Annotated in this window: 11 protein-coding genes; 9 read left to right on the top strand and 2 right to left on the bottom strand. The window is 53.3% G+C overall.

Annotation, left to right across the window (positions count from 1 at the left end):
• Positions 1-47: 47 nt before the first annotated feature.
• The gene (locus ACR0IM_RS20545) at positions 48-785 is read left to right on the top strand and encodes a TetR/AcrR family transcriptional regulator (protein ID WP_480683073.1); all 738 of its coding nucleotides are present in this window, start codon (positions 48-50) and stop codon (positions 783-785) included.
• A gap of 167 nt (positions 786-952) precedes the next feature.
• On the opposite strand, the gene ACR0IM_RS20540 is transcribed toward ACR0IM_RS20545, so the two are convergent.
• Together ACR0IM_RS20540 and ACR0IM_RS20535 are read right to left on the bottom strand one after the other, a co-directional pair.
• Positions 953-1129 carry an integrase core domain-containing protein gene (locus ACR0IM_RS20540; RefSeq protein WP_480683072.1) on the bottom strand — a complete coding sequence of 59 codons (177 nt, stop codon included), beginning with the start codon at positions 1127-1129 and terminating at the stop codon, positions 953-955.
• Between the two features lie 319 nt (positions 1130-1448).
• Positions 1449-1679 (bottom strand): hypothetical protein, encoded by a 231-nt coding sequence (locus ACR0IM_RS20535; protein WP_480683071.1) that lies wholly within the window; start codon positions 1677-1679, stop codon positions 1449-1451.
• A 189-nt stretch (positions 1680-1868) separates the two neighbouring features.
• Between ACR0IM_RS20535 and ACR0IM_RS20530 the strand changes: the two genes are divergently transcribed.
• The 8 genes from ACR0IM_RS20530 to ACR0IM_RS20495 all read left to right on the top strand — a co-directional run bounded on the left by ACR0IM_RS20530 (position 1869) and on the right by ACR0IM_RS20495 (position 15523).
• Positions 1869-2516, top strand: coding sequence for a glycine-rich domain-containing protein (locus ACR0IM_RS20530; protein WP_480683070.1), 648 nt, complete (start codon positions 1869-1871; stop codon positions 2514-2516).
• A 1303-nt stretch (positions 2517-3819) separates the two neighbouring features.
• Positions 3820-4632 (top strand): tetratricopeptide repeat protein, encoded by an 813-nt coding sequence (locus tag ACR0IM_RS20525; protein ID WP_480643051.1) that lies wholly within the window; start codon positions 3820-3822, stop codon positions 4630-4632.
• Between the two features lie 450 nt (positions 4633-5082).
• Positions 5083-5568: an invasion associated locus B family protein gene (locus tag ACR0IM_RS20520; RefSeq protein WP_480595163.1), complete on the top strand. Its 486-nt coding sequence runs from the start codon at positions 5083-5085 to the stop codon at positions 5566-5568.
• Entirely contained in the window at positions 5568-7292 is a 1725-nt protein-coding gene (locus ACR0IM_RS20515) for a ShlB/FhaC/HecB family hemolysin secretion/activation protein (RefSeq protein WP_480683069.1), read from the top strand. The genes ACR0IM_RS20520 and ACR0IM_RS20515 overlap by 1 nt, the downstream gene beginning before the upstream one ends.
• A gap of 42 nt (positions 7293-7334) precedes the next feature.
• Positions 7335-13802: a two-partner secretion domain-containing protein gene (locus ACR0IM_RS20510; protein ID WP_480683068.1), complete on the top strand. Its 6468-nt coding sequence runs from the start codon at positions 7335-7337 to the stop codon at positions 13800-13802.
• On the top strand, positions 13802-14176 hold the full coding sequence (locus ACR0IM_RS20505; protein WP_480683067.1) for a hypothetical protein: 375 nt from the start codon (positions 13802-13804) through the stop codon (positions 14174-14176). Before ACR0IM_RS20510 ends, ACR0IM_RS20505 begins: the two co-directional genes overlap by 1 nt.
• A 156-nt stretch (positions 14177-14332) precedes the next feature.
• On the top strand, positions 14333-14998 hold the full coding sequence (locus ACR0IM_RS20500; protein WP_480683066.1) for a hypothetical protein: 666 nt from the start codon (positions 14333-14335) through the stop codon (positions 14996-14998).
• 102 nt (positions 14999-15100) lie between these two features.
• Positions 15101-15523 (top strand): hypothetical protein, encoded by a 423-nt coding sequence (locus ACR0IM_RS20495; RefSeq protein ID WP_480683065.1) that lies wholly within the window; start codon positions 15101-15103, stop codon positions 15521-15523.
• Positions 15524-15575 lie beyond the last annotated feature (52 nt).

Raw genomic sequence — 15575 nt, 5'->3', positions numbered from 1 at the left:
TCCGGAGTTATTGCTGTCATGAATGAACGTACATTCATTAGATGTAAATGAATGTACGTTCATTGTCGATGGAAATTTATTTCGATATTGGGCAAGGTGTCCTAAAGGCGCTAACCCGGCCGGGAGAAGAAAAGGGCAGGCAAATGACAAGTATCGAAGATACAAGAAAAAAGCGGAAGGTGGACAAAGATTTGCACCGTGAAGTGCTGCTGGAAGCTGCTGCCAACGTGATCCTTCGCCATGGGGTGAGCGGCGCGACAATCAGCCGAATCCAGGAGGAATCCGGTCTCTCCCGCGGTATGATTAACCTGCACTTCCAGTCAAAGGACAATCTGATTCGCGAACTCGCGATACACATGACGCGGGAATACAATGCGGCCTGGCAGGGCTTTACCAGCCAGGCACCACAAGAAGTGTGTATCCCGGAAGATGCCGCTGCCCGTCTGCAAGCGTTATTCGAGACGGATTTTTCAGAAGCAGTGCTGAACAAGCGCAGCGTACGACTGACCTTCGCCTTCCGCGCTGAACCTGATCTCCAGGCAGTTGGATCAGGTTACATCGAGACCCGTGGAACTGATCTGCATGATCATGTACGCGGCTGCTGCAAGGTGCTCTGCGAGGCTTGCGGAACTCAAGGTGATCCCGAAAAAGTAGCTATGGCAATCATGTCTTTGCTGGAAGGGTTGTGGACCGATTTTCACGCCCACCCCGATGAGTTCAGCAGGGAAAATGCGGTGGATATCTGCCAAACTACCGCTCGTGCTTTCTTCCCAGGTTACTTCTGAGCGTTAACACTGTGTCCAGCCCCTGTTCCTAGGTCACTGATTTATCGTTTCTCTAATACGGTTTCCGGAGCTGGTGGTCTCATGTTGAGCACCTGGTGAGGGCGGGCATGATAGTACTGCTTGTGCCAGTGATTGATGATGATCTGGGCCCGTTCGGTTGTGGTGAATCATTCGGCATTGAGCACTTCCGGGCGGAGCGTGCCATAGAACCGCTCGTTGTGACCATTCTCCCTGGGTGACCCCGGATAGATGCGGGTCGGCTTGACGCCTACAGAAACAAAATGCGACCCGAACGCGCCCCCTACCGCAGTGGTGGGACATCTCACAACACGGGTGGGGTCCATACTTTGTTGTTACCGAAACGCCAGAACTTACCACTCAGAATCACAAATTGAATGGCCGGTTGGTCCGCGAAACCTGAATTGGAGCTTATCTAGATTTTTGAAGCGCAACGAATGTCCGGAATGCGGGCTGCAACTGCAGCATAACAATAGCATGACGAACTTCCGGAGTGGGCCGATATTGACCGACGCTTTGGTTACCATCGGTATCCAAACAGGAGTGAAGTCTTAATTGGCAACCCGCCAGACACATCGAAGAAGCGTGACCCAGCGCCTTGATCGAGGCCGTTTGGATGTAGAAACCGTTCCTGTTTTGATGTTTCTAGTTCAGACAGACTCCATTCTTATAGCTTCCAACTTCGCGGATCACGTCCCGGCTCGATGCTTCGATGCGATGCCGTTTAAGCTCGCTTTGAATGACGCGAACCATAAGGTCGTTGAGGGGGGTCACGCGATAACATGTCGTCGATGGTTCGTTGTGTGCATATCCGACACCGCTGTCGTCGGTCAGGAACATGTATCGCCCGTTGGAAACCAGCGCGCCCTGTCTCATAAGATATTCAAGATGCGGCCCTTGGCTGCTGGCTTCGATGCGATGTTGCTTAGCGCATTAGCGAGGCCAGTTTTGCTTTGAATTCGTCTCCGGCATTCTTGCTGCAAGCAGATTCCGGAAGGTGTCACATACTTGTCATATTTGTGCGCTAGTCAAAAACTGAAAAAAGAGAAAACATAGGAGGCTCCGATGACCTCTCTCAATACTCAGCTATGGGAGCTGATTAAAACGCACAAAATGCCTGATGATGCCGCAGGCACGCCGTTCATTGAACAACTGATGGCCGAAAACCGCATCTCTCGCGATACCGCCAATGTAGCGATCGCCGAATATCAAAAATTTATGTATCTTTGTGCCACGCGAACTGAGCGCAACGTGCCCTCGAAGGCGGTCGATTTGGTGTGGCATTTGCATATGCAGCACAGCCGCGACTATTGGGATGTCTTTTGCAAGAAGCTTGGCAAACCCGTGCACCACAATCCCGGCAGTCCGGGCCCGCAACATCTGGATGACTACAAAGCCACAGTCAAAGCTTATTCGGCCCTGTTTGGAACACCCCCAAAAGGGATTTGGAAGCAAAAAGACAGGTTTGGAACTTTCGTGTTGCTGATCTTCTTGGCGGTGTTCATTTGCGTCGGCGGCAATTCTATCGTCCAAAGTGGCAATCTATTATTTGGAGCGCTTTGGTTGAGCATACCGCTCGTCTGTTTTGTGTTCACCCTCAATGGACTGACCTCCACAAGTGAGATGACGCTGATTTTTGAAAGTGGCGACCCGTTTGCCGACGATGATGCAGGTGACTGTGGTTCGGGTGATGGCGGTGGTTGCGGCGATTGAGCCGCCAGTCTTCCATTCTGGTTACGTTTGCTCTGGGCTGAATCACGGTTATAGAACGGCAAATTGGCCCTTGATCGGTTTGACCCAAAATCGCGATCGTATCCGTGCGGCTTCTTGCCGATACGCTGCGCATCTGGCGCAAGATCGATAATAAATTCCGCATTTCAAAATTACAATAAACCGCTTCAAACCGGTCGATACTCCCGAACGGAATATATGCAGCGATGGGTCACGTACTGGGTGTGAAATGGCGCGTTGGCCATAAAATGGAAGAAACACGCGGATTAACGGAAGAACTATGGTGAATTTTCCAGTTAGTGGATCGCCCCTTAAAGGTTTACCTTTTTGCGAAGAAAAAACTCAATAAAATCAAATGTGACTATGCCAATTACTTCATCGGACCTTCCTTTTTGGCAGCATAGTTTTTCCTTCCGACGGCAAAGAAAAAAAGCCGGCGGTGCGCCGGCTTGCAAAAGATAGAGGTGAGTTTAGTGTAGGTCGCGTCGACGGAATACTATCCGGTTGTTCCCATTAATCGCCAATGGCTCAACACCCTGCTTATAAAGCTCTATACACATATTTGATGGGTCTCTTTGAAGGTCAGCGGCCAACGCTTTTGCCGAAATGTACTCCTTTTCGAATTCGAAGACCGAAGCCGCTTCGACGACTTTCCATCTCTGAGAAGATCTGCCTTTGGTGAGCGCAGGACTAAGGAACCCATCAGTCATCAAGTTACTGATGGTTAAAGTACATTATGCAGCGTGCGGACGAGATCGGAGAGGTCGATCCTGATTTTGACGTAAAAGCATACTTGGAAGAGATGTTGGACGAATTTTGAGAGCTGGCAGGATGGTCCCAAGAATTGACGTTTTCTTCATAAAAAACTATCTCTTCCAGCCAAGTCATTCTCCGAGCGACATGCGTTGTAGCCATCCAGCAGGCGTTTTTGTCCCGTTGGAAACTCGAGCGCGACATTCTACTGTATTTTTGCTTGTCGATAACCGCATCACACTTGCGAAGTAACTTTTTCGGAAATCGATTCGTCGTTTAGCAGCTCTGAAGCTGGATCGCCTGTCTCCCGGGTCAGTTCGGTAAAGTTAAAAAGCTCAGACATTTTGTTTTCATGGATACAAATGTGGCGCCAAACAGGCCATGCACCTCTCCAATCGACGCGAATTGCCACATTGCGGTCACAGACCAAAGGCGCATAACTTTTTAGTGAAGTTCGATATGATTTTCCCCCTTAACGTGTGCTGTGAGCTTTGTTAGCGAGAAGCTAATAAAATAAACAAAAGGTTACGGAATGGGTATTTTGAGAACCGCTTTTGGCGGAGCAGTTTTTGCATCTATCGCGTGTGCCGCATATGCCGACGTTCCTGCGGGCATTGCTGCCCTTGAAGCTGGTAATGTTTCGGGCGCAGTCGAGGAGTTTCAGGCTGGTTTTGACGATGGTGATGCAGATGGTGCGTTCTTCATCGGGCGCCTGTTTGAGATGGGTCTGGGAACTGAGCGCGACATGCGCCGCGCTGTCGAGCTCTATAGCGCGGCAGCTGATCAGGGCAGTGCGTTAGCGAAGAACCGGCTCGGTTTGATGTACTTGAATGGCGAATTGATCTTGCAGGATTATCAGCGCGCTGCGGAGTTGATTTGTGCGGCGGCAGAGTCCGGCGATGCCAACAGCGCATTCAATTGCGGCTTACTATTCGCGGATGGACAGGGCGTAGATCAGGATGCGGCAAGCGCAGTGGCATTCTGGCAGCAAGCCGCAGAGCAGAACCACGTAGCAGCCATCAACTATCTGGGTCAGGCCTACCGCGATGGCGCAGGTGTAACGCAGAATTATGAGACCGCTTTTGAGATTTTCTCGCGCACCGGGGGAGCTGGCAATCCTCTGGGGCTCTTTGAGTTGGCCAAAGCCTATCAGTCAGGCAACGGCGTGGATAAGGATCTTATCAAAGCGCATGGCTATGCCAATTTGGCGTCCGCGCGGGGCATGGAAGAAGCTCGCACCCTGCGAGACACTCTGAACACACAACTGAACCGTGATGATCTGGAGGCAGCACAGAGCTTTGCCCGCGAATGGCAAGCAACTCCACTGCATCAGGCTTCGCAGTAGTCCCCGTTTTCAGGTCTTCGAGTTTTTGTTGGTTCAGATTGGTTCATCTGTTATGAAAAATCTGCTTTTTCTCACGGTTGCTGTTCTGTGTCTCCTGAGCGGGTGTTCAGGTGCATCGCCTGAGCGCCTGAAAGAAATCTATAGCGTCTCTCCGTCGAGCAATGGCGGCTTTACGGCCTCCATAGAAGTGCGCGCAAACCATGCCGATCAGCAGGATAAGTTCAGCCAGAACGCATTCAACGAGATTTGTGCGGGACCCGCGACCAACATGTCCCGCTCAGTGTCGGCCCCTTTCGACAAACAAACGACATACACACAAAAGACATGGAATGCTGCTGCCGGGCAATTGGTCCAGACTGCGAGCTTTCCCGTAAACACGCCGCATGTTCGCATAACCTACAGGTTTGAATGCGCATGAGGAGCGGATCTCTATACCGGCTGGCCGTGAGTATGGGTCTCGCCCTCTTCCAGTCGACGGCCTTGGCACAAGTGATTGAGCCCCAGTCTGCGGAAGAGGTGTTTTCGGACTGGCGGGTATTGTGCCAGCCGGTGGAAGAGGATGTCGCCTGCCATATGATGCAGAGCGTTGCCGCCGAAGAGAATGGCCCGCCAGTCTTTCTGCTTAGCGTTTCTGACGATGAAGACACGGGCCAAAGCTATGCAGTCATAACGGTTCCTGTTGGTGTCTATCTGGCTCCGGGCATCGAGTTGCACGTGGACAAACGCCGTCCCTTCAAAGTCTTGTATGAGGTTTGCGATCAGCTTGGCTGCCACGCGGGGTTTCGGATGGACGGAGATGTCCTGGCGGCATTCCGGAGGGGGCTGGAAGTCAAAGCCCGAGTTTGGACCGCTCGCGACAAGGCGGTTGATTTCCCGGTTTCTCTGCGCGGGTTCACCGCCGCTTACAATCAATTCAGAACGGCGGGGGACAACTGATGGGTTTGCGATCCCTCTTCCTGACCTCAGTACTCGGTCTCAACGCGCTTCTGCTGACGGCAGCAGCCGTTTCAGCGCAAGGCGTCTCACCCGGTGATTTGCAGCGCATCGGCAACGAAATTCTTCAGCAGCAAACCCAGCAAACGGAAGAACAGGAACAACGCCGCCGGGAATTCGAAGAACGTGAGGATGTGGTACAGGACCGAGCCACTGGAGAGGAGCTCTATGTTCCTCCCCCGGGTGGCCCTTGCTTTGAGATCCGCAGTATTGATCTCAAAGGTTTTGAGGCCTTCAAACGAGAACCCGAAGGCTATCGCGATCTGATCGGCACCTGTGCGACAGCAGCCGACATCGCGCAGACATTGAACCTGATCAACACATTCTATCAGGAGTTGGGGTTCATCACGACCCGCGCTTACGTGCCGGAACAGGACATTGCAGACGGGTCTCTGGCGATCACCATCGTGCCGGGCCGCATAGAAGGCTATGTCTATGGAACCGGCCAGCCAGCGGATGCGCGTCTGAATACGGCCTTTCCGACTGCACGTGGTGACCTTCTGAACCTGCGCGATCTGGAACAGGGGTTAGAGAATATCAACGCACCCCGGTCGGCCAGCGGCCAGTTCCAGCTCGTGCCCGGAGAAACACCTGGCGGGTCCTTCATTCAGGTTGACGTGCAAGAGCGACGCCCATGGTACTTGGATTTCCAATTCGACAATTCCGGTTTTGAGTCCACCGGCCGGATCAAAGGCACCAGCACATTTGGACTCGATAACGGGTTAAACCTCAATGACCAGCTGCGGATCGGAATCACCACCACTCCATTTGAAGAACGTGGTGAACGCTATTCGGATTCTGTTTCTGTCAACTGGGGCTTGCCGGTGGGCAACTGGTTGTTCAATGCGGATTTTGGAACGAGCGACTATCGCTTCATCACCCAAGGCATCAACCAGTCCTTTGTCACAGAAGGACGCAGCCAATATCTGATCCTGCTGACTGAGCGACTGTTGATGCGGAACCAGACATCGAAGGTCTATGCCTACGGTGATCTGAAGCTGAACAGAACCAAAACCTCGATCAACGATATCGAGATCACCAGTCAGCGCCAGCGCCTCACAGTTGCCTCGCTTGGCCTTCGGGGCGAAAGCACCATCGGGCAGGGTCGGCTGTTCTGGAACATAGGCGTGAAAGCCGGGCTTGATGCGCTAGGGGCAGACATTCCTGAACTCAGCGTCATCGATCAGGAATTCCGTCTTGTGAAACTCCGCGCTGATTTCTCTGCTCCGCTAGGGAAAAGCGGGCTTACCTATCGGGGTACGCTGGCCGGGCAATACTCGGACGATATCCTGCCGGGTATTGAACAGTTCGGCATTGGTGGCTGGAGCACCGTTCGGGGCTTTCACGACAACAGCCTCTATGGCGACACCGGGATCTATCTGCGTAACACCGTCGAATGGGGAGCCTATAAGGCGCCCAGGTTTGAAGTGCGCATGAATGCGGGCCTCGACTTCGGGTATGTCAAACCGTCGGCCCTGCTCCGCTGGTCTCAGGATCATCTGGCAGGTATCAGCCTTGGCGCAGACATCATTATGAACAATCAGGTTACCTTACAGATGCAGGTGGCGCACGCGTTAAGCCGACCTGACGAGTCCCCACCCAACACCAATCCAGCCTTCGAATCCGACAAGACCGTTGGGTATGTCAGTCTGAGGTTGCAGTTCTGATGAAGCGTTTTGTTGAGCAAAGTAATTTGGGAAGCCGTAACCATGCGTAGTCGTGTTTTTGAGAAAGTTGTTTCTTCGGTCCTGACGCTTGCGTTGACGATACAACCTGCTTTGCTTCATGCGCAGAACATCCAGCCTGTCGGCCCGAACACAGGTCCGCGCCCACATGTCGACCAGTCGCTAAACGGCACAACGGTCATCAACATCTCGACCCCAAATGGCGCGGGTGTCAGTCACGATGTCTACACCGACTTTCAGGCCGACGATCTGATCCTGAACAACTCGGCCACGATCACCAACACGCAGCTCGGTGGCGTGATTGAGGGCAACGGCAATCTGAGGCCTGGACGAGAGGCCGATCTTTGGATCGGTGAGGTCGTCGGGGGCAATCAGACTCAGCTGAACGGCATTCTGGAAGTGGCCGGAAAGCGCATGGACGTGGTGGTCGCCAACGAGTTTGGCATCACCTGCAACGGCTGCGGCTTCATTAACACTGGCCGTGCGACCCTAACGACCGGTAAGCCGCAATTTGCCGGCAACGGTGCGCTCACCGGGTTCGATGTACGCCGGGGTACGGTCACAATCGGCACCGGAGGTCTGAACCCGGAGAACAGGATTGCTCTGACCGACACCAGCCGCGTCGATGTGATCGCCCGTGCCGCAGCGATCTACGGCAAGATGCGTGCAGATCAGCTCAATGTCGTCGCCGGTGCCAACCAGGTGGACTATAACTGGTCTTACGATCCGGAAACGGGCGCGGTGACCGGGATCACCGAGCAGGCCGGTGAAGGGGCTGCCCCCGCATTGGCTGTGGACGTCTCCGCTCTTGGTGGCATGTATGCCAACGCAATCCGTTTGATTGCCACCGAAAATGGCGTGGGCGTGCGTCTGAATGGGGATATGGCGTCCTCAACCAACATTGCGCTGCGGGCTGATGGGCAGCTTACGCTGGGCGCTCCTGCTGGTGGTCATACACCGCAGATCCGTGCGGGTGGGCGCGTCCAGGTCCGCAACCAGGGTCCGATCCTTCTGGAAGGTGCGATCACCTCCGAGAGCGGAGATTTGATCGACATCAGAACCAGCAATGGCGACCTGACCTTCAACGGTCAGGCAGCGGGCGGTGCAATCCGTCTGGAAAGCGCGGGGATGCTGAACATTTCCGGCGCGATTGTGGCGCGCAACGCGTTTGCGGCTGCATCAACTGGAAGCTCTGTGGGGCTGGACGGCAACTCCGAAGTCTTCGCTCAGTCCATTGATGTGAATGCGCTGACACTGCTGACGTTCGACGGCAAAGCCGCTGCCCTGGAAGCGGCTTCGCTGACGGCCGGAACTGAGCTTGTAACAGGTGCGGATTCTGAACTGATTGCGGAGTCTGTGGCTCTCACCGGAGGTGACGCCCGGATTGACGGTCAGGCGCAGGCGCTTGAAGAGCTGACCATTCAGGCGACAGACGGGTCGGTTGTTCACACAGGATCGTCACGGGGGCAATCTGTCACCGTAGCCGGTGACGAGATCCGGACAAGCGACGAATCCCAGATCGCTGCCGTCGAAAGCCTGTCGGTGACAGCTCAGGATCAGGCGATCATCGATGGTGATCTGGTCGCAGGGCAGCAGGCAAATCTGTCGGTGACAGCGGGGGATCTCGACCTTCAGGGGCAGATCAATGCGCGGAACACCAATGTAGCGGTGACTGGACAAACCAGCTTAGGTGCAGATGCACTGGCGGTGGGTCAATCCGTGTTGGAGTTTCAGTCGGGTTCATTGAACGGCGGGCTCAATGCATCTCATTTCAACCAGCTGCGCGCAGGTGATGGGCTTGCCGTCACCTTGGACTCAGGTGGGTTGTCTGTCGGCGCATCAGAAAAGGTGTTGTTTGATGGAGATCTCCTGCTCGATCTTGGCGGTGATCTGGAAAACCGCGGCACGATCAAAGCCAGCGGTGACCTTCAGCTGCGCAGCGGTTCGGATCTGAAAAACCGCGGTGGTCTGCTGAAGTCCGGTGACACAATGCAGCTTGTGGCCCGTGATGGCACTGTCCTCAACCAATCTGGACGCATCGAAGCGGACGGTGGCCTCGCTATCGAAGCAGAGACTTTTGACAACCGTTTCGACAGCATAGTGACTGAACCCTCACCGTCGGGTGTGGAGATATTCGCGGGAAATCCTGACAATAAGACAGCCAGCCGAAGGGTTTCAACCAATCCAGCTGATCTCGAACTAGAAAGCTGTTTCACCAGCAGCCGGTCGAATGGCGGTGCGGATAGAGCGAGCAGCTGCGCAACCATTTATAGCTTTGACGGCGTGTTCTCGAACAGGGGCGGTGTTACATGGAGCACAGGCACGTCTGTTGCGGCTTCCGGGGCTAAGCCGGAAATTCTGTCGGGCGCAGGCATTGCAATTCAGGCAGATACTGTGCGCAACGACGCTGGTTTGATCTCTGCTGAAGGCGGCATCGACGTTCAAAGCTCGAGTTTTGCTAACAATGGGTATCAGGACACCCGGGTCACGCACACTGCGACATACACGAGAAACCTGACCATCGAGATCAACGAGGGTAGCGGCGGAAGTGACGCGGCCTTCACCACACGCACAGAAAGAGTGACCTATTCGCCAGTCTCGCGTGAGACTTCCAACGGAGCTACGTCGGAGATAGGCCAAATCCTGGCGGGCGGCGCTGTCAACATCAGCAGCACATCAGTTGTGGCGAATGGCGATATCAGATCCGGAACCTCGAACGTTGTTGCGCCGCGCGATAGTTCAGCCGTGACAAGCGCGCCATTGCCTGACCTCGTTGTCCCCGGGGCGTCTCTGACACCGGTTCAACCAGAGCTTCAGGAACTGGCCAGCCTGGATACCTTGATTGGAGTGGGTCGGACAAACTTCGGGACAACCCCGGTTTCCTACGAAGACTTCATCTCTTCCGACTATTTTCTGGATCGCCTGCAAATCCAGGATGAGCTGTTCCAGAACATCAATCGACCCGCTGAATGGAATGGATATCCGAGCGACGAAACCTCCTATGAAGGCGGGGACGCAGTTCAGGGTCCGGGGACAGGATTCAACGGCTTTGGTGACCGGTTCGGCTTGTCAGATACAGGCTTGCTCGCTTCCCTGGACAAAGCCAACACCTCAGAAACTGGTGATCTGACAATCGTTGCTGGCCGGATTACCGGTTCGGGTGGGTCGCTGATTTCTGAGAATGGCTCATTGTCCCTGACATCCTTCGGGAACATTACATTCGAGGACACCGAACTTGGTGGTGATCTGGTTGACATCATCACGGGTGGGAATTTCTCAGGCAAGGCGCTGGTGATCAGATCGAGCTCTGACACCTCAATATTTGCTGCTGGCAATGTTACTATCGAAGGTCTGGCGCAGACAGAAGAATATTACACCAATACAAGCGTCACCAAGATCACCGAGAATCTTGCCTCGCGCTTTGACGTGGGTGGTGACCTGTCGATCATCTCCTCTGCTGACATGACGTTAGCCGGTGTTCAGGCTCAGGTCACAGGGGACACGCGTCTGACGGCAGGTGGCAGTCTTTACCTGCTCGCCGAGCAGTCTGGTGTTCAATACAGCGAAGGCGATGCGAAAAACGGCACGGATCACCTGACCCTGACCGCCCAGGTTACGCAACTGTCCACAGGTGGGGACTTTATCGCCAACGCGGGTGGTGATGCGGTCCTGGTCGGCACGCAGATTGATGCGGGCGGAAAGGCACATCTGGCAGCGGCTGGCGATGTGGTTCTTGCGGCTGCGCAAGACATCTACCAGTCAGAAACCCGCAAAACCAGCAGCGGGTTCTTGTCGAAGAAGAAGGAAACGCGATCCACACTTGCCGTCACCAATCGAGGTGTCGGGATCACCGCTGGCAGTGACATAGATGTTATCGCTGAGACAGGTGACCTGACCACGGCTGGGACAGAACTTGCCAGCGTCACAGGTGATATCAACCTCACTGCGACTGAGGGCAATATCCTCGTTGGCACCTACACCGACGTGTTCGAAGAGACGCATGTCAAAGAAAAGAGCTACCTTGGTGGGCTGCTGAGCAAATCCAGCCAACTGCATACGGTCGATCACATCAACACCGGCACAGATGCGTTGGCGGCCCTGGATCTAAGCATCGTGTCCGGCACTGACACAACGCTTGTCGGCGCAACGCTGTCTGCTGGTCAGAACCTGAACATCACAACAGGTGGTGATTTCTCGGTTCAAGCCGCCATCGACAGTCACCGCTCCGAGTTTTTCGAGACCGACATGGGTCTGGTCACCATGACCACGATCACCGAGACCAGCTTTACGGAAACGGCCGTGTTGACCGAATTGCTTGCCGGACAAGGCATGAATTTCGACATCGGTGGCGATGCTGAGTTGGTGGTATACCAAACCGCAGGTGTTGATGCGCTGAACCCGCAAGATCTCTATCCTGAGGAACTTCTGGCCATAGACGGGCTGGAACTGATCAGCCAGGAACTGGCAGATGAGTACTTCTATGAAGAGAAAACGCAGCTCTCGCCTGCGTTTAAGGCGCTGGTGTCAATTGTGGTGGCGGCATATGTCGCGCCTCAGCTAGTCGGTGAGTTGCTGCCAAACCTGACCTCGGTAGCTGTCTCCAATGGAGCCAATGCGTTCACTTCAACAGCGCTCGTCGAAACGTTGGATGGTGTCGTAGCCGGAGATCTCGACCTGGGCGCGATTTTGGAAGCAGCTGCGTTCTCAGGTGCATCAGCAGGACTCACATCAGGCATCAACCTGAATATCCCCGAAAACAGCCCCCTGAATGATGCGCTGATCAATGGTCTTGGTAATCCGAAAGGTCCACAACTCACGGTGGCCGGCATTCTGGAAGGGGCGTTGGACGGCTCAATTTCCTCCGGTCTGAGTTCAGCCGTCTACGGGACGGACTTCGCTGAGGGGTTCTCTGCAAGCCTTGTACAGACAGTCACCAATCTGACGCTGGCAGATGCTCAATTCGAGATCGGTGATTTGGGTAGTGGCATTGAAAATTGGGAAGGTTCGGCTGGGCATGTACTGCTCCACGCCCTTGCAGGCTGCGCTGCTGCCGAGGCGTCTGACGCCGATTGCGCCGCTGGTGCAGCAGGCGGAATCGCACAGAGTGTTTACGCAGGAACGCTCGGAGACTTGCCTCCGGAGGAGAGGGCGCAGGCGCTTGCAAACTCTGAAGTCATTGGTGCGTTGGCGGGGTTTGCCTTCTCAGGTGGTGAAGCAGACAACGTTGTGGTGGCTTCGAGCGTTGCCAGAAGTGGCCTCGAAAACAACTACCTATCCCATGATCAATGGGCCGAACTCACTGCGAACATAGAGAGCTGTGAAGGTGATACTTCCTGTGTGGAAGAGCATTTGCTGGAATACACTGCCACATCAATGGCTCAGAACCTGGAGCTGAACAGCTGTATCAGCAGCAGCGACATTGCCTGCGTCCAAGGTATTCTCGACGATTTGAGGGACTTGAAGTCGGTTTATGCGGATACCTTCAATAGGTTTGAAGAAGCACTGTCGGACGCGGGTCTGGATGTAAGAGACAACGCACTTGTCGAAGGTCTGCTCGGCCTGGATGATCAGGGCCTTTATCAAGGCTACGTCATTTCCTTCAACAAGGGTAACTTTGATGGCACCTTGTTGGGTGACTATCACGAGTTTGCGGCAGCAAATTGCTCTGTCGGCACGGATTGCCTGAGATCGTTTTCCAAACACAGACAAGAGGAGTTTGAAAACGGCGCAACGGCACTGATGATCGCAGGCGCGGCCCCAGCGCTGGTTGGAGCTGCAATTATTGCAGGGCCAGAGGTTGTTGCGGCACTTGCAGCTTGCTCGTCCAATCCTCTCTGCTTCACCAATCTGACCGCTGCCGTCGGTGAAGCAGGGCTGGGTTTAAGTGGTGCCACTGCGGGTCAAACCTTCTTTGCTGTGGGTGGTGCGACAGCTGCGACAGGCGGTCGTTTAGTAATGCAACACGGCGATCAAATCATCGCGGTGTTCGACGATGTCGGCAACATCCTCAAACCCGTGTCTCAGACCGTCGATGACACCGGACGCTTTTTGGTCACAAATATTGATGGAGCCATTGGGTATCTCGACGACGGAAACCAGTTTGTACCCAATGTCGTTAATCGAACTGGGTTTGAGGACCTTGCGCAGTTTAGGGATGAACTTGGATTGCCGCCGGCAGGCTCGACATCAGATCGAAGCACATTGGCGATGGTGGAAGTGAACGGCCAACAGATTTACGGCATCAACGGGCACGGACAGCCTGTGGCAGGTGTAAATGCGATTTCACGTACCCATGCTGAAATCGATGCACTGAACCAAATTCAACAACGCGGGATTGATGTACGTGGTCAAGATTTAACACTATATGTGGACCGTACACCCTGTACAGCATGCAACCAAAATGGTGGGATTAGGTCAATGGTTGAACAACTTGGCCTAAACCAGCTTACAGTCATTGGGCCGGAGGGCCCGTTAGTAATCAGGCCAAGATAATGAAAGCGATCTTAGATAAACGCCAAGGTGTAAAAAACGTTGAGCAAACCTATGAAGTTACGCAGGTATCCGAAGCAACAAACATCGTTGGTATGTTGGATGGTGCTGTTCACACCCTTGCCTATTTTGAGCGCGCCGACGGCAGTACACTAATGGTTGGTGGAGGAGGACAGCATTGTATTGTCACCTTTACGGGCGGTGGACAGAATTTGACGCTTGCTAGCGATGCCGAGGCAAAGGACGATCTGATTGAAATTTGTGCCGGTGGCCAATATGGCGAATATCCTGCGGAAAATGTTTGCAGTGTTGATCAGGCCAACACCGCGGTTACCAAGTTTTATGAAGGCAACGAAGCAATTCTAAAGTGGATTTAGAATGCTCAGTGTAGCCTCCTAAAGGTTGAAACCGAAAGTATCCTTGCTGGCAATCCTTTCAATGACGACAAAACTCAAATTTCTCATTCAATAAGATTCACCTAAACAGCCCACATCCGGGGCTGAGTTTTTTCTTTTTCATGAAAGGTGCGAACTGTGTCGATCACCGGCAAATGTTACATACTGATCATTTTAGCAAGCCTTGGAACGTTTCTGACGGCGTCAGCCTCTGATGGCGAGGAAGGTTCGAAACTGCAAAATGGGAAAGCGCGCGCAAGTTTCCAACAAGCATTCAACATGTTCAAAGAAATCTGCCTGGATGGGCTTCCCGACTTCAGACGATCTAAAGACTACGCTTCCGAAAAATTTGGAGCATCATTTGATGATCGAAAGGACAGAACTTGGACACCTCTCAACTCTGGCAGTTTTGTTAAATCTGTGACTATTTCCAGGGGCGATGAATGCTCGGTATACTTGGACGTGGATGGCAGGGATGAACAATTATCCAAGAAATTTCGAACCCTATTACCTGATATTCCCTCATCAGGCATCCACTATATAAGTGCAGGAATGGGTGATGATGTAGATCATCTTGCGAAATGGCAGTATCTAATTAGTGCCGATGAGAACACTGACTATAGACTGCTTAAAGAATACCGATATTTAAATACGAGGTTGGGAGATCGTGCGACTTTAACTTTAAGTGTTGCTTACCATAGGTTTGAATGCACGGTCACAAGGGAACAATTGGAGTTGTTCGGTTTAACCGGTGCCCCTCCACGAGAAGGATTACTACTGTCACATGCCGAAAGATGGTGTTGATTTTTGTGCCAATATTTCCTCAGCGCGTAATCCGGTATTGAGCGGGTGTTATCAGCAAAGCGGATATAAAAAAGTAAGAGAAATGGAACGAGTGAAAGTAGCGTGAAACGCGTTCCATTACGTGCTCAGTTTGCCGTGGATGTTACTAGCATCAAAAATAATAGCCTAAGTTGTGATTATGACGAACTATTCACGTATAGGAAGGTATCAAGACAAATGCGAAAGTATGCACGTGGCTGTTGGCTGAGCGTTGTACTGGGCTTCAGCGTCATATCAATCGCATCGGCCCAAGGTAGTCAGGTGGAAGATGGAGCGCACCGTCTTCTGGAAGCATTCGAGGTGGTTTGCTTGGAGCATTTACCAGAATTCAAAGGATCAATTGACGAGTCAAAGAACGCTTATGGTCTTTCTGAGGGGTTGCGAGACGATGGGTTCATCTATTTAGGAAACGGAGGCTGGTTATATGTGGTCATTCGTCCGGGAGATTGTCCGTCGTCAGGGATTTTGGGACAGATGGCGCTCTGATCTAAGAGAGGATGTGGCCCATCTGATTGGTCTGATTATGCGGCGGATTTGC

This window comes from Ruegeria sp. BF6 (assembly GCF_056538665.1).
The sequence above is the reverse complement of the archived record's forward strand: the minus strand, read 5'-3'. Positions and strand labels throughout refer to the sequence as shown.